Genomic DNA, 15,778 nt, shown 5'->3' on the forward strand with positions numbered 1-15,778 from the left:
TTTTTTGCTTGTTGAACAAACCTTTTCGCAGGTTCGCCGGATGTTGGCGCTCCGAATAAAGCGTTATCATCTAGGTAGCGCTTAATTTCGTCGACTTACTCCAGCACTCGCAGAAAGGAACCCGCCATGAACGTTATCCCGGATACGTCCGTCCGCAAGCCGACACCAAATCCAAATCCGATACCGAATCCGGCATCGGCCCCGTCACTCCAGCCGGCCCCCAAGCCGGCCGCCAGTCGAATCCTCCGCTACCTCGCGAAGGAATGGTCCTCCTGGCTTCTGGTCGTGCCGACCATCATCGTCTTCCTCATCTTCGCCTGGCAGCCGCTCGTCTCCGGCATCTACCTCAGCTTCTTCCGCACGGAGGGCTACTCGGCGGTCGAATTTATCGGCTTCGGCAATTATGTCGACGTCATTCAGAACTCCGTCTTCCTGCAGACGCTGAAGAACTCCTTCGTCTACGTCTTCTGGTCGCTCGTCATCGGGTTCGTCTTCCCGATTGCGGTCGCCATCGCCATCAACGAGCTGCGGCGCGGCAAGTCGTTCTTCCGCTTCGCGGTGTACTTCCCGAACATGGTGCCGGCAATCGCCGCCTCGATGGTGTGGCTGCTCCTGTTCCAGCCCGGCGAGAACGGCGTGCTCAACATGCTGCTCTCCTACATCGGCATCGGCCCGCAGGGCTGGCTCCAGGATTCCCGCCTGACCATTCCGCTGATCGTCGCGACGATGACGCTGCGCGGCTTCGGCGGCACGGTGCTGCTGTATATGGCCAGTCTTCAGGGCATCAACCAGGAGCTGTACGAGGCTGCATCGATCGACGGCGCGGGCGTCTGGCGCAAGCTATTCCGCATCACGCTGCCGCAGATCTCGAACATTGTCAGCCTGATGTTGATTTTGCAGATCAGCGGCGTTTTCCAAGTGTTCGGCGAACCGCTCGTCATGACCGAAGGCGGACCGAACAACGCGTCGATGTCGCTTATGCTCCAGAGCTACTTCTACGCGTTCCGCTACTTCGAGGCGGGGCATTCGATGGCGCTTGGCGTCATTACGTTCCTTATCCTGATGGTGCTGACCGTCATCTACTTCTGGCTCGACAAGAAATTCGACAAGGAGGCCTAACCGATGAGAAAATCGGAAGCAACGGGAATCATCGGCCAACTGGAGCTCCGGACTCCCGGCGTGAGGGCGCTCTACATGGTGCTGTTCCTGCTGATGGCGCTGCTCGCTGTCGTGTGTGTTTTCCCCTTCCTCTGGGTCATGGTGTCCAGCTTAAAGGATATCAAGGAGTTCTACCGGATGCCGCCGACGTTGATCCCCCAGACGTTCAACATCGAGAAGCTGGGCGAGGCGTGGAACGAGCTGCGGTTTATGCAATACTATTCGAACACCTTGATCATGACGGTCGGCTCGGTCGTCTTCTGTCTGGCGCTTAACGGGCTGGCGGGCTACTTCTTCTCCAAGCTGAAGCCGCGGGGGAGCGTCTTCCTGTTCACGCTGATCGTCTGGACGATGCTGCTGCCGAACACGGTCGGGATGGTTCCGATGTTCAAGAACATTATCGACTTCCCGATTCTGCATCTGAATCTGACGAATACGTACTGGCCGATGTGGCTGATGGCTGGCGTGAATCCCGTCGTCATTCTGATCTTCAAGAGCTTCTTCGACAACATTCCGCAATCGCTGCTCGAGGCGGCGAAGATCGACGGGGCGACCAAGCTCGGCATCTTCGTGAAGGTGATGCTGCCGCTCAGCGTGCCGGTTATTGCGACGATCACGATCATGACGGTCAACGCGGTGTGGATGGACTTCTTCTGGCCGTTCATGGTGCTGAAGGATCAATCGCAATGGACGGTCATCGTCGCGATCTACAACATGAAGGCGCTCATGCCGATCGACCAGCAGTACATTACGCTTACCTTCGCCATTCTGCCTCCCGTCGTGCTGTTCCTTTTTTTCCAACGCTACATCATGCAGGGCTACACGTTCAGCGGGATCAAGGGGTAGGGAATCGTGCAGAATCGCAAACCGTTTCGCATTATTGCCGCCTGTCGGGCGCCGAGAGTACCGTGGTAACCTGATTACGCAAGCAAGGAAAGCGCTTTAATCCATCACTTCCACACAAAGAGAGGGTTATCGGAACATGAACACAGCCTATTGGCAAAAAGGGGCGCGAGCGATGCTCGGTCTCGGTCTGGTCTCGTTATTGCTGAGCGCGTGCGGGGGCAACAACAACGGCGGCACGGCTTCCCCATCGGCTTCGTCGGGTTCGGCGGCGTCTGCGGAAGCGACCTCCTCCGCCGGCGCGGCGCCAACCGAATCGACGGAACCGGTCACGATCAAGATCGGCAACTGGCCGAAGCCGAACGACGAGGCGAACAAGCAATTGTTCGAGGACATCGAAGCGCAGATGAAGACCAAGTACCCGTATGTGACGATCGAGCACGACGAGTGGGGCTACGACGTCGTCTCCTTCCTGCCGAAGGCGGTCAGCGGGCAACTGCCGACACTGTACGATTCGTTCTACACGGAAGCCGACAAGATCATCAAGGCGAAGTATTCGGCGGACATCACCGACATGATGAAGAAGTACGGCTACGACACCGGCATCAATCCGGAGCTGCTGAAGCTGGTCGAGCGCGACGGCAAGTATTACGGCCTGCCGAAGGACGGCTATGTGATCGGGATGATGTACAACCTGAACGTGTTCAAGGAGGCGGGCCTCGTCGATGCGAACGGCGTTCCGCAGATGCCGAAGACGTACGAGGAGCTGGCCCAGACGGCCGTCACGATCAAGGAGAAGACGGGCAAGGCCGGGTTCTTCTTCCCGACGAAGACGAACCAGGGCGGCTGGATGTTCACGAACATCGCCTGGTCGTACGGCGCGGACTTCGAAGAGCAGGATGCCAGCGGCAAGTGGAAGGCCATCTTCAATTCGCCGGAAGCGGTCGCCGCCCTGCAGTACGTCAAGGACCTGAAGTGGAAGTACGATGTGCTCCCGGACAACAACCTTGTCGACACGAACGACCTGCTCATGATGTTCGGCGCTGACCAGGTTGGCATGAGCTTCGGCATGTACGAGTTCCTCGGGCCTCTGGTGCTTAACGCGAAGATGAGCAAGGACAGCCTGGCGCTCTCCTCGATGCCGAGCGGCCCTGCCGGCAAGGCGGCGCTGCTGGGCGGCGGCCTGTACATGTTCGCCCCGGGCTCCACGACGGAGCAGCTCGATGCGGCGTTCAAGTGGCTTGAGCTGAGAGGCCTCACCCCGAAGGCGACGCCGGAGGCGCTGGCCGCCCTTGAGAACAATCTGAAGATCCAGGTGGATCAGGGCTATGTCGTCGGCCCGCACGGTCTGCAGATCTGGACCGATCCGGAGCGCGTCGCCGCCGAGCAGGAGATCGCGGCCAAGTACGCGAACGTCAACATGGCGCTGTTCCAGGACTACATGGACAACAGCGCGGCGAGCATGCGTCCGGAGCCGGCGGTCAATGCGCAGGAGCTGTACAAGGCGCTCGACACGGTCATCCAGGCCGTTCTGACGAACAAGGATGCCGACCCGCAAGCGCTGCTCGACCGCGCCGTCCAGGAGTTCCAACGCGACTACCTCGACAAGGTGCAATAAGCTTTGTTCGGTTCGAAGCCTCGGCGCGCCAGATGCGCCGGGGCTTCGGGTTGCATGGCGGGTTCAGATAAGTCGTGGTGACTCAACCTTCTTGGCCTCGCCTCTGCACAACAGCGGTTTTCCGTATGTTACTATATAATTGAAGAAGGTAAAGATGCTCCTCAAGACCGGGAAGAGAGGCGGGCGGAACGATGTTCAAGCGGCTTGATCGCAACATCCAGGGCGTGCTTCTGTCCGTGGTGTTCATCTATTTGGTCTTGTCGAGCTGGGTGGTCTATCGGTCGATGGAGTCGAGGGGGACGGAGTCGCTGCAGCGGATGTCCGTGCAATATACGGGGCAGCAGCACCAGAACGCCGAGCTGTTCAAGCGCTGGATGGAGGAGACGGTGCAGATCGTCGTGAGCCGCGACGGTATCCGCGATGCGCTCTCCCGCTTGCCGCTCGACGATACGCTTCAGCCGCAGCTTGACGGATTGCGCGCCTCGAATGTGGATATGTCGAGCCTTGTGCTGTACGGCAAACAAGGAGCCGTTTATTCCTCGGGAAATATTACGAGTCTCATGACGATGGACAACCTGGCGGAAGAGCCGGAGATTGCGCGATATCTGGCCTCGGGACAGGATGGGGAATGGCTCGCACTCTCGGCGAAGAGTCTCTATTATCCGGCCGGAGGCGGAGACCGGATGAGCCTCTTCCACTTCACGAGAATCAAAGACCGGCTGGGCAACGATCTCGGCGTGCTCCAGTTCGAGACAAGCCTGCCGAAGCTGCTCGGCTTGTTCCGTTCCGAGGCGAACACGATCTACGGCGGCAATCGCCCGTACTTGATCACGGAGGGCGGGCAATGGCTCGGAGAGAACGGGCTTCCCGCCGACGTGCCGGAGGAGACGAAGCAAGAAGCGGCGCGCTTGAGCGGACAGCGGGCGGAGGCGGAGCTGAAGGAAGGCTTGCTGCTCGTCTATGCGCTGGAGCATTCCGCAGATCGGATCGCGATCGTCATCCCGGACGCCGGAATGAAGGGGGAGCTGCGCAAGCTCGGGCTGATCCTCATCGGAGTGGGAGTGGCGATGGCGCTGCTGTTCGTCTGGTTGATCCGCAAGCTGAGCTTCAGCCTGACGACACCGTTGCAAGCGCTCTACCACAAGATGCGGACAACGATGAAGGAGCCGGAAGGGCGAAGCGGAGGGCCGGAAGATCGCGAGAAGGCCATGCTTGATGAGGGGAAGGGGTAGCGAGGGCGATATGCGGGCAGCCGCATAATGGAGCACGTCGCTCCCGCCAACCATTGACGCTTCGTCCTCTCGAAGATAATTTCCGTATTATGGAATATCCGCGGCGCTATCCTCCTTCTAGACACTTATGCCTCTTCTCCCACCGGCTCAGGAACATCCCCTATCCTGAACGAGCGGCAGAAGAGACCTAATGCCGCCAGAGGGGATGCGGCGCTGAGGGGAGGGGGGGGCGTGCCGGATGGCTCGCCCCTCACGGCTCCCTCCGTATCCGCACCGTGACGGTTGTGCCGACGCCGCGTTCGCTGCGGACGGACAGCCCGCAGTCCGCGCCGTATTCGAGCTTGATGCGCTCGTTGACGTTGCGCAGCCCGTAGCCGCTCTGGAACAGGACGTCCGCCCCGGCCGTCTCCAGAGGGCGGTCGCCCTTGAAGCCGACGCCGTCGTCGCTCACCTCGAACACAAGAAAGCCCCCGTCCATCCTCCCGGTTACTTCGATCGTTCCCTTCCCTCTTTTCTCGCTGATGCCGTGTTTGATTGCATTCTCGACGAGAGGCTGCAGGATAAGCTTCAGAATCCGTTGCCCGCGAATGCCCTCCGCCATGTCGTAGACGACCTCGAACTTGTCCGGGAAGCGCATGAGCTCGACGGTGACGAAGCTCTGCACAAGCCGGATCTCCTCTTCAATCGGAATGAACTTGTCCCCTTTATGCAGACTGATGCGGAAGAACGTCGCCAGCGAAGAGATCATCCGCTCGATCTCCGGCTGCTTCCTCAGTCTCGCCGTCCAGGCAATCGCGTCAAGCGTGTTGTACAGGAAGTGAGGATTGATCTGCGACTGGAGGGCGACCAGCTCCATTCTTCGCTGCTTCTCCTTCTCCTCGTCGTTCTCCGTCAGCAGTTGGTTGATCCGGTCGACCATCTGGTAGTAGCTGTTCTCGAGCTCGTTGATCTCGTCCCCGCGCAGGTGGCGCTTCTCGATTGTTCGCAGGCCGGTCTTGCCGAAGCTGGCAAGCTTGCGCCGGAGCCGCAGCACCGGATCGGTAATCCGCGAAGCGATGACCATCGACAGCACGAACAGGAAGACGAAGGCGGACCCGGCGAACAGAATCGCGATGCGGTTCCCTTCGGAGACGGCGGTCAGCAGGTCCGGGCTCGAGACGACGCTGACGAACTTCCAGTCGACCCCGAGCGTTCGCAGCCGTTGATTGAGCGGATAGGTGATGACGAGATATTCCCGGCCGTTCTCCTTCATCGAGCGGTAGCCGGCCCGGTCGGCGGGATGGAACCGGTCGGATTCGGGGAGATCGTCGCCGAGCCTTGCCTTGTCCGGATGCGAGACGATGTGGTTGCCGCCGCCGACGATGAACGAGTAGCCGAGCCCTTCCATGCTGGCTTCGTACGCCTCGAACAGCTTGGATTCCTCCAAGTAGAAAATAATCGTGCCTGCGTTCTGACCGGTATTGAAGTTGCGAAGCTTCTGACCGAAGGGGATATAGGCGTCGCCGTCCAATCCCCGCTTGATCGTGCCGACGACCGGAATCTCCGAGGCCTCGACGCTGTGCAGGAACAGATCGTCCGGCCGCTCGACGATGTCCTCTTCGCTGCGCATCCGATACTCCTTCTTGTCGTCCGTCACAACGAACACGTCGCCGATCAGCTCGTTGCCGCCGATCAATTGGGAGGCGAGCCGGCGATAGTCCGCCCGGCGGACCTCCTCCGGCAGCGTCTCGTCGCCAAGCAGGCGATACAGGTCGGAGCTCGCAAGGAACTGCAGGAACAGCATCTGCACGTCGTCGACCATCAGCTCGATGCTGAGGCCGATCTGGCTGTGGGTCTGCTCGACGTGGCGGTACAGGCTGCTCTTCAGATAGTTCTGGGAGAAAACGTTGAACACGGCGAGCATAAGAGCCAGGTGCAGCGTAAGTCCGGCCAGAAGGACAAGGACGATGCGCGAACGGATGTTGAGCCTTCGCAGGAAGGCGCCGCGATTATCCTTCCCGCTTCGCATATTCGCTCGGAGTCATGCCCGTCAGCTTCTTGAAAATCTGGCTGAAATACTTCGAGTCGCCGAACCCGACCCGGTCGCTTACCTCGTACACGCGGTACTTGGGATCGCGCAGCATTCGCTTGGCCTCCTCGATGCGCCTCTCGGTCAGGCATTCGTAGAATGTTTTGTTCAGCTCCTTGCGGAACAGATGCATGAGATGGGTCGGGCTGACGAACACCTCGGACGCGACCATCTCGACGGTGATGTTGGAGGCGTAATGTTCGCGGATATAAGCGAGCGCGCCCCGAATCTCCCGGCGGGTGGCCGTCTCCGCCTCGTCCTCCGCGTACCAGACGCCGCCGAGGCTCGAGGCGGCCTTGAACGCCGCTTCCTGCGCGTCGCCGTAGGAATAGTGAAGCTGCGCGAGGCGGTCGGCCGGCTTGCCGATGCCGACCGCCAGCTTCGGCAGGCCGTTCTCTGCCGAGAGGCCGACGATCCCGTAGCCGAACGCCCGCAGGCGAGCGAGCCATGCCGCCGGATCGCCGCCCGCCGCGGCCACGACGGTCCATTCGTCCGGACCGGACGGGACAAGCGCCTCGGCGCGGACGGAATGCGCTTCCAGAAGCGGCGTCAGATGGCGTTCGCCAAGCTCCGGCGCCGGAGTGGAGGCTGCGTCGGAGGCAGTGACGGAGGCGGCAGCGGAGCGTTCCTTCCGGCGAACGACAACCGCGGCGAGGGAGGTTTGCCCGATCCTCGGGAGCAGCGCGGAACGGCGCGAGATGTCTTCCTCTTCGCGCAGTCTTCCGTGCAGCAGATCGAGCCAGAACTTGCTTGCGACTTGCGGCAGCTCGTTCTTCAGCTCGCCGTAGTGAGCGCGTTCCCGGGCTTGCTCGCGCACCTGCAGGCCGAGCTTCCGGACGGAGGCGGCCAGCTCGGCCGTGTCGACCGGCTTGAGCAGATAAGAGGAAGCGCCAAGCTTAAGGGCGGCCTGGGCGTATTGGAATTCGTCGTAGCCGCTGAGGACGATGATGCCGGCTTCGAGCCTGTTCTCCTTGATGCGCTCGATAAATTCAAGGCCGTTCATGAACGGCATGCGGATGTCCGTCAGGATGACGTCCGGCCGATGACGAAGCGCGAGCTCCAGGCCGTCCTCGCCGTTGTCCGCTTCCCCGACGATCTCGACCCCGTAGGCGGGCCAGTCGATCGTCTCGCGGATACCCGTGCGGACCAAGTATTCGTCGTCTACGACAAGCGCTTTCAACAATGCGGTTCACCTCTTGTTCGGCAAGTTCAATGGATGCGTATGTTCCGAATTCGACAAGGGGAACACGATCCCTTCCTGAAGCGGGAAACCGAGCAGAATGCCAAACTTTTTCGCAGGAATGCGGAGTATGGAACGGGAGAGGCGCGTGCTATGATGGGCGGGCATCGGCATGGCATGTTCGGGAAGCGGAGGAGGCAGGTCATGGGAATGGGGAGGAAAAAAACGACGGCAGAGCGTTCCGACGGGGAGAGAGCCGGGCGGAGGCGGGGACTGCTGACGGCGATGGCGGTTCTCGCGGTTGCGGTTGCGGCGGGGGCGGTTCTGCTCGCTGTCGCCGCCCGGCACTTGGACGCGGGGGACCGCCCGGTGCTGGCGGGCGGCATCCCGGTCGTCCGGGAGGAGCTCGCGCTGCTCGCGGGCTTCGACCGGGCGGTTGTGGCGAGCGAAATGCTCGCCGCGTCCGGCGAGGCCGATTCGGAGACGTTCTGGACGAGAGAACGGGACGGGCGCTCCCTGCTGGACGAGCTGGAGGAACGGGTCAAGCGGCGGCTTGTCCTCGGCCGGGCCGAGAGCTTGCTGGCGCTGGAAGCCGGCGTGATCGAGCAGGCCGGCTACGACGCGTTCCTGCGGCGGCTCGAAGCGGAGAACGAGAGCCGGAAGCGGGCGCAGGCGAACGGGGAAGTTGTGTACGGACCGCTTAGCTTCGACGAGCGGACGTTCTATTCCTATGACGCGGCGAGGCTGAGAAGCGGGACGATCGCGGCATGGGCGGAACAAGGCGATGCGGAGCCGGGCGAGGAGGAGCTGCGCCGGGAATACGAGGAGCGCAAGGCCGACTTCGTGCAGACGGGGGAGGTCCGGCTGCAATGGGCGTCGTTCGCGTACGAGCAAGGCGACGAGACTTCCCGGCAGGAAGCCGAGCGGGCGGCGCGGCAAGCGTTGGCCGCGGTGCAAGGGGGCGCGGAGCTGAACGAGGCTGCGGCGGAGGTTGGCGGGAAGACGTCCGAGGCGCTGCTGACAAGCGCATCGAAACGCTCCTACGCGCTGGAGTACCCGCTTGCGATGGAAGCGGCGGCCGAGCTGCGGCCGGGCGAGCCTGGCGCAATCGTCGAGGAGCGCGGGGCGTTCCATCTGCTTCGCTGCCTGTCGAGGGCGGAGGACCGGGCGCTTCCGTTCGAGGAGGTGCGGGAGGAGCTGGCGGCATCGCTCCTGGACAAGAGGTACGAGGAGCGGGCGCAGGAGGAAGCGGCGCGGATGGAAGTCGAGTGGGACGAACGCACGGTGCGCAGATGGCTGCTCGAGTCGTCGAGATAGGGCGAGAAGCTTCGATTCCCCTCCCTTTTCGCAGGATTGCCTACTGGTCCGGTCGTCGAAGCGATTGCTATGATACGTCTGCATTCCGGAATGTAAACGCTTCACTATCAGAGGAGGAACAGTCATGAAGAGGTGGCAAAGAAGGGTTAGTCTGCTGATGGTCATCGTGCTGGCGCTCGGGTTGGGATGGCCCTTGCCCCAGGAGCGGGCGCATGCGGCGGCTGCGATCGACGACCCGCTCAACGATGCGAGCAAGGCGTACGCGTATTCGACGAATTGGGTCTTCGACACGACGAACCCGACGTACTTCGGGGGCGATTCGTCGCGGGTGACGCGCTCCAACCTGTCGACCGGCTATCTCGTCTACCGGCTCGCGGGGATGCTGGAATTCTCGGCTGTCGTGCACAAGTACGCCGCTTCGACCGGCACGGTCAAGTTCTATACGTCGCCGGACAATTCGACGTGGACGCAGGCGGCGACCGTGAACAGCGCGCCGGTCGTGACCGGCAACGCGAGCTGGTCGTCGTCGACGTACGAGCAGGCGTCCGCGCTCCCCTCGAACGCGGAGTACCTGAAGGTCGAGCTCAGCGGCGACTACGGCAACTGGCATCTGCAGATCGGCTCGGTCACCGTGTCGGACGGGTCTTCCGCTCCCGTGACGATAACGGACGAGCTGGCGGACAACTCCAAGATGTACGCGGTATCCGCGAACTGGATGGTTGACTCCACGAATGCGTCCTACTTCGGCGGGGACACGAACCGGAAGATTCGCACCGGCCTGACGACCGAGTCGTTCACGTATCATCTGGACGATCTCCAGGCGGCCTCGGTCGTCGCGCACCGGTATGCCGGATCGACCGCGGTTCTGAGGCTGTACGGCTCGTCCGATCATGCGACCTGGACGGAGCTTCTGACGCAGCAGGGAGAGGGCGTCGCCACGGGAGATCCCGGTTGGCAGGCGTCCACGTACAGCATCGTCGGCAAGCTGCCGGCGGGCGTCGACTACCTGAAGGTCGAGGTGAGCGGAGACGCCGCCGCGTGGGCGTTCCAGCTCGGCTCGGTTACGGTGTCGAACGTGTGGGGAGGCATCGGCAGCGAAGGAGGGTTCGGCGACTACTACGTCGATTCGGTGTCGGGCAGCGACAGCAACGACGGCCTGTCGCCAAGCGCCGCTTGGAAGACTTTCTCTCATGTTAACAACACGATTTTTGCGCCGGGGGATCGCATCCTGCTGAAGAAGGGAAGCGTCTGGAACGAGCGGCTGTACCCGAAGGGAAGCGGAACGAGCGCCGATCCGATCGAGATCGACTCCTACGGAACGGGCAACCGGCCGGTCGTGAACGGCGGCGGCATCGCCGGGGGAGCCGTCTACCTGCGGAATCCGTCGTATTGGACGATTCAGAACCTCGAGGTGACGAATTATGCGGCGACGCGAGGGGATGTCTACCGGGAAGGGATTCTCCTCGAGAATGCGGACGGAGGCACGCGGTCCGGCATCCGGATTGTGAACAACTACGTTCACGACGTGTCCGGCAGCTTCCGCTACCCGACCGTCGCCGGCTACAGCGGGGGGCCGCATGCCTTCGGCGGCATCTCGGTCTACACGGGAGGGACGACGGGAACGGATCGGTTCGACGACGTGCTCATCGAAGGCAACTCGGTGGAGGACGTCGGCCGTTCGGGCATCGTCGTGTGGGACAACGTCTGGAACGGAAGCGGCTACGCCTCGACGAACGTCGTCATCCGCCAGAACTCCGTCAAGCGCTCCGACAGCGACGGCATTCTGACGTTCGGCGCGGACGGCGCGCTGATCGAGCATAACGTTGCCGAAGGGATCGGCTGGTATTCCGAGCTGAACCAGTTCAACGGCTCGGCGGCGATCTGGCCGACGCGCGGCAAGAACAACGTCGTCCAGTACAACGAGGCGTTCAACACCCGCCGCACCGAAGGCGACGGGCAGGGCTTCAACCTCGACATGGATTCGAAGGACAGCGTCATCCAGTACAACTACAGCCACGACAACGAGGGCGGCTTCGTTCTGCTCGTCGATGCGCCGCTTGTGCCGGGAGTCGAGAACGGCTCCGAGAACAGCATCGTGCGCTACAACGTCAGCCAGAACGACCTCAAGCATCTGATCACGTTCGCCGGCGGCGTCACGGAAGGGACGCAGATTTACAACAACACCTTCTATATCGGCAAGGCGCTGACGACCCGCATCATCGACCACGAGTGGGACGAAGCGGGCGACCTGAACGGCCATTATTCGTTCAAGAACAACCTCGTGTACAACCTGGGCAAGGGGGACTACAAGCTGCCGGGCGCGAACGGGACGTTCGACAGCAATCTGTTCTACGGCAACCATCCGGCGAACGAGCCGAGCGACCCGAACAAAATCACCGCGAATCCGCTGCTGGTCTACCAAGGCGGAGGCGGGACCGGCTGGAGCACGGTCGGCGGCTACAAGCTGCGCGCGGGTTCGCCGGCGCTCGGGGCGGGCGCCGTCATCGCAAGCAACGGAGGCAAGGACTATTGGGGCAACGCGGTGTCGGCGGCTTCGGCTCCGAGCATCGGGGCCTACAACGGCGCAGGCATCGACCCGAACACGGTTCCCGCGGCGCCGGACGACGGCTTCATCCCGACCTACTTCCATTACACGGTCGTTCCTGCGATCTCTTCCGGCTCGAAGCAGCTTAAGGTGATTTTCAACAATCCGACTTCTTCGGCCATGACCGTAAACAGCATCGACTGGAGCGTCGGCGCGTTAAGCGGAACGGCGACATCGATTCCGTCCATTCCGGCGAATTCGTCGTGGACGTTCGTCGTCTCGCTGCCGGGACTCGCCGACGGAACGATGTACGCGCTGGACCTGACGGCGGAGATTGCGGGCTACGAGGATCTCGTCATCGACCGTACAATCGATTTCAACCGCGTGCTGCCGCTGGCGGACACGTCCGGCGCGGTCACGATCGACCTGGCCGACGGCACGAATCTGGTGAGCGGCTACACCGGAGCTGCGGACCTTAGCGGCCAGGTGAAGCTGCGCTGGGATGCGGCCAACCTGTACCTGCAGGCGACGATTGTGGACAATGTCGCGTCGAACGGCTCCTCCGGCAGCTCGATCTATGCGAACGACAGCCTGCAATTCAGCATCGCTCCGGGAATGCCCGGCGACAGCGCGTCGTGGTACGAATACGGCATCTCGCAGACGCCGTCCGGCCCCGAGGTGTACCGCTGGCTTGCGATGGGCACGACTCCGGTCGGAGCCGTCACCGGCGCGACGCTGACCGTCTCGCGCAATGCGACGGCAAGCACGACGACGTACAACCTGACGCTGCCTTGGACGGAGCTGGCTCCGATCGCCCATTCGGCGGGCGACGTGCTCAGCTTCTCGCTCGCCGTGAACGACAACGACGGGGCGGGCCGCAAGGGCTACATCGAATGGGGCTCCGGCATCGGGGGAACGAAGGACGCGTCGCTGTTCCGCAGCCTGATTCTTGTTCCGTAGCCGAGAGGCGGATTCGCGCAACAGCATAGTTTCGCAAACCATTTCGCAGCGTTGACCTCTGAATGACGCGGGCGGGACGTGATACGATGGGTGGGACATCTCAGGCGCAAAGGGAGCGATGCTCGCTTGACCAAGATCCCGTTTAACCCGGACGATCATGTCCCGCTTAGCGTTTATATGGAAGTTGGAGCAGAGGCGGAATTCGTTCGCCTCCGCGTCCGCAAGGAGCTTGCGGAGTATGTCGCGGGCAGCGGAGGCGGCATTCTCGCCGCCAGATGGACGGACGGCGCAGTGGCGTTGGAAGCTCCGGCCTCCTACGATCCGGAGACGGGCGAAGCGCTCGTGCGCTCGGGCGGAGGGGGCACCGTTGTGCTGGTCAGCCCGCTGTTCCGCAATGAATTCCCGATAACGACCGGCTGGAATTCCTCGCTGAACGAAGGCAGAGGAGGGGCGGACGAGTCCGGAGCGGACGGGATAGGCGAGCTCCGGATCGACCCGGCCACCGGCTCGGTCGTCTCCGTCCTGAATATTAGGGACGAGGATGACGACAGTCCCTACTTGTTCGCAACGGCCCGGCTTGCCTTGCTGCCGGACCGGCCGGACGGCTCGGCGGAGCGGACTCCCGGCTTCGGCCGCTATATCGGGGACGCGTACAGCCTGCACGCCGTGACGGAGGAGGCGGCGCTCAAGCTGTCCGCCGACTGCCTCGAGGCGACCGGCTATCCGGTGCTGCTGCGCAACGCCGCCGCTTCGGGAGGCGAACCGCTGCTCGAGGGCGCTCCGTTGTTCCAGCTCGTGAACAACGAGCGGATCGCGAGCGCGGAAGGGGCGGCGAGCCTGGCCGCGTTCCTGCTGCCGCCGGGCTGGCGCCGCTCGGCTCCGGAGACCGGGCCGCTCCGGGAAGCCGGCACGGGTGTGGGGGCGAACCCGAGTGCGAACCCAACCGCTTATCCGATCTTGTTCACCGGCTATTACGACCAGAATGAGAACGTCTACCTGCACTGCGGCTTGCCGCTGCTGAAGGCGATCGGCCGGGCGATGGAGAAGACGGGCCAAGGAGTCGTGGGCATCGTCTGGAACGGCGGGGGTTCCATAGGAACGAGAACGCAGCAGCCATCCGCATACAGCCTCCTGAACTCGCTGTTCCGCACGGCTCGCGAACGTTACCATGCCGATTCCGAAGCTGTCGTCTCGGTCGGAGGCTCGCGCGGCGGGCTCACCTCGCTGATCGCCGCCGCGAATCCGATCGCGGATGGCTACAAGGTTCGGTACGCACTCTGCTACGGCGTTCCGCTCTCGCTGTACGGTCCGGAGGAGGAACTTCTGAACGTCTCTTACCCCGCCAGGTGGGAAGCGCTCTCTTCGGACATGGGGCTGAGGTTCGCCTGGCGGCCGGGCTGGCGCGACGAGGAGGGGCACAGCGCGGAACAGCGGTATTGGCGGAATACGTTCGGCACGTCCGACGAGGCCCGGATTGCGGAGCGGTTCCATCCGGGCTCGGCCCGCCTGCTCGGGGCGCTCAGGCGGGCGGGCACGAGGGTGTGGCTCAATTCCTCCACGCACGATCCGTTCACAGCCTTCTGGCCGGCGCTGGAATGGGTTCGCCGCGCCCGAGGGGCCGGCATCCCGCTTCGCCATGAGATCGGCTACCGGCACGGCCATAACAACAGCACCGACCTATACGAGAACGCGTCGCTGTGCCTGGAAGCGCTCGCGCACGGGACGGAGCCGACGAATGAAGCCGAGTCGATGGGCGCGGCCGAGTTGATGGATGGGACCAAGCGGACGAATGGAACCGAGCTGCTGAACGCAACCAAGCCGATGATCGCGGCCGAGCCGATGAAGGAAGGGACCGCGCATTATCGCCGGACAAGCGAAGCGGCCGAGGAGTGGCGCAAGACGGAAGAGTTCGTTCCCGCCTCGCAGCCCGTCTTCTTCGAAGGGCCGAAGCTGGCTGTCGCCGGACTTCCGGCTGCACTTAGCGTATACGGCCCGAAGGGCGGGCGCTATCGCTTGTTGATCCGGCCGGATGGCGAGGACGGAAGGGGCGCGAGCTGTGGGTTAGGCGGATTAAGCGAATTGGACGGATTGGGCGAAATGGGCGGAATGGACGAAGAGGATGCGAAGAGCGAGGAGCCGCTCGTCCTGATGGAGGGCGCGTTCCCGGAGGCGGAGGGCTTGGAGATCGGCTATGCCAAGCGCCTCTGGCAAGTGCCCGCTGCATTCGCCGGAAGGACGTTCCGGTACGAGCTAAGCTACTGCGCGGACGCCGAGACTGTGGCAGAGGCAGCGGTAGGGGGAGGAGGAGGAGAGGCGATGACGGAGGCCGGATGGACCTTCGTTGCCCCGGAAGGAGTACCCTTCCCCGGCGCGGACACTCCGCGGCGTCCCACGTTGAAGGTGCTGGCGGAAGCGCCGGACTTTACGGGCGGGCAATGGCTCGCGGAGACGATGTCGAACTTCATCGGCTGGGGCCTAAGCGAGGCATAAGCGGCCCGCACATAAGCAACCCGCGCATTGTATGTGGTTTTTCACATTCATCCCGCGATTCCGGCCCGATCACGGGCATTATATGTGGTTTTTCACATTCATCGCGCGATTCCGGCTCGATCTCGCGCATTGTATACGGTTTTTCACATTCATCGCGCGATTCCGGCTCGATCTCGCGCATTGTATGCGGTTTTTCACATTCATCGCGCGATTTCGGCCCGCTCCCGGCACTTTGTATGCGATTTTTCAGGCTGTTGAAAAAGACATTTCAATTAATTAACGCGGTAATGTGTTATAATATAGAAAAAGCGAATGAATGTGGGGGACGAGCATGAGCTCCGAGCATCTCAACCAAGGAAGATTTCAA

9 protein-coding genes are annotated in these 15,778 nt (G+C 62.4%); 7 read left to right on the forward strand and 2 right to left on the reverse strand.

Features of this window, described 5'->3' with window-relative positions; all coding sequences use genetic code 11:
- Positions 1–126: 126 nt before the first annotated feature.
- The 4 genes from E6C55_RS28045 (at position 127) to E6C55_RS28060 (ending at position 4,851) form a co-directional block, all read left to right on the forward strand.
- Positions 127–1,119: a carbohydrate ABC transporter permease gene (locus E6C55_RS28045; protein WP_136373146.1), complete on the forward strand. Its 993-nt coding sequence runs from the start codon at positions 127–129 to the stop codon at positions 1,117–1,119.
- 3 nt (positions 1,120–1,122) lie between these two features.
- Entirely contained in the window at positions 1,123–2,004 is an 882-nt protein-coding gene (locus E6C55_RS28050; RefSeq protein ID WP_136373147.1) for a carbohydrate ABC transporter permease, read from the forward strand.
- A gap of 136 nt (positions 2,005–2,140) precedes the next feature.
- Complete coding sequence (locus tag E6C55_RS28055) at positions 2,141–3,619, forward strand: type 2 periplasmic-binding domain-containing protein (protein ID WP_136373148.1); 1,479 nt, start codon at positions 2,141–2,143, stop codon at positions 3,617–3,619.
- Positions 3,620–3,810: 191 nt separating this feature from the next.
- Positions 3,811–4,851: a hypothetical protein gene (locus E6C55_RS28060; protein ID WP_136373149.1), complete on the forward strand. Its 1,041-nt coding sequence runs from the start codon at positions 3,811–3,813 to the stop codon at positions 4,849–4,851.
- Positions 4,852–5,101: 250 nt separating this feature from the next.
- Here E6C55_RS28060 and E6C55_RS28065 read toward each other — a convergent pair whose 3' ends face one another.
- Together E6C55_RS28065 and E6C55_RS28070 are read right to left on the reverse strand one after the other, a co-directional pair.
- On the reverse strand, positions 5,102–6,859 hold the full coding sequence (locus tag E6C55_RS28065) for a cache domain-containing sensor histidine kinase (protein WP_136373150.1): 1,758 nt from the start codon (positions 6,857–6,859) through the stop codon (positions 5,102–5,104).
- A complete protein-coding gene (locus E6C55_RS28070; protein ID WP_136373151.1) occupies positions 6,840–8,102 on the reverse strand; it encodes a response regulator transcription factor in 1,263 nt (420 codons plus the stop codon). Before E6C55_RS28070 ends, E6C55_RS28065 begins: the two co-directional genes overlap by 20 nt.
- Positions 8,103–8,303: 201 nt before the next feature.
- Between E6C55_RS28070 and E6C55_RS28075 the strand changes: the two genes are divergently transcribed.
- From E6C55_RS28075 to E6C55_RS28085, 3 genes are all read left to right on the forward strand, one after another.
- Positions 8,304–9,416, forward strand: coding sequence for a peptidylprolyl isomerase (locus E6C55_RS28075; protein WP_168735920.1), 1,113 nt, complete (start codon positions 8,304–8,306; stop codon positions 9,414–9,416).
- A gap of 124 nt (positions 9,417–9,540) precedes the next feature.
- On the forward strand, positions 9,541–12,921 hold the full coding sequence (locus E6C55_RS28080) for a sugar-binding protein (protein ID WP_136373153.1): 3,381 nt from the start codon (positions 9,541–9,543) through the stop codon (positions 12,919–12,921).
- A gap of 126 nt (positions 12,922–13,047) precedes the next feature.
- The gene (locus E6C55_RS28085) at positions 13,048–15,411 is read left to right on the forward strand and encodes a hypothetical protein (RefSeq protein WP_136373154.1); all 2,364 of its coding nucleotides are present in this window, start codon (positions 13,048–13,050) and stop codon (positions 15,409–15,411) included.
- The last annotated feature ends 367 nt before the right edge of the window (positions 15,412–15,778 follow it).

The organism is Cohnella fermenti, assembly GCF_004801405.1.
Lineage (GTDB): Bacteria > Bacillota > Bacilli > Paenibacillales > Paenibacillaceae > Cohnella > Cohnella fermenti.

Bases quoted from the DNA above. Each gene is read 5' to 3' on its own strand.
- E6C55_RS28045 (WP_136373146.1), top strand. From the start codon at position 127: ATGAACGTTATCCCGGATACGTCCGTCCGCAAGCCGACACCAAATCCA.
- E6C55_RS28050 (WP_136373147.1), top strand. From the start codon at position 1,123: ATGAGAAAATCGGAAGCAACGGGAATCATCGGCCAACTGGAGCTCCGG.
- E6C55_RS28055 (WP_136373148.1), top strand. From the start codon at position 2,141: ATGAACACAGCCTATTGGCAAAAAGGGGCGCGAGCGATGCTCGGTCTC.
- E6C55_RS28060 (WP_136373149.1), top strand. From the start codon at position 3,811: ATGTTCAAGCGGCTTGATCGCAACATCCAGGGCGTGCTTCTGTCCGTG.
- E6C55_RS28065 (WP_136373150.1), bottom strand. From the start codon at position 6,859: ATGCGAAGCGGGAAGGATAATCGCGGCGCCTTCCTGCGAAGGCTCAAC.
- E6C55_RS28075 (WP_168735920.1), top strand. From the start codon at position 8,304: ATGGGAATGGGGAGGAAAAAAACGACGGCAGAGCGTTCCGACGGGGAG.
- E6C55_RS28080 (WP_136373153.1), top strand. From the start codon at position 9,541: ATGAAGAGGTGGCAAAGAAGGGTTAGTCTGCTGATGGTCATCGTGCTG.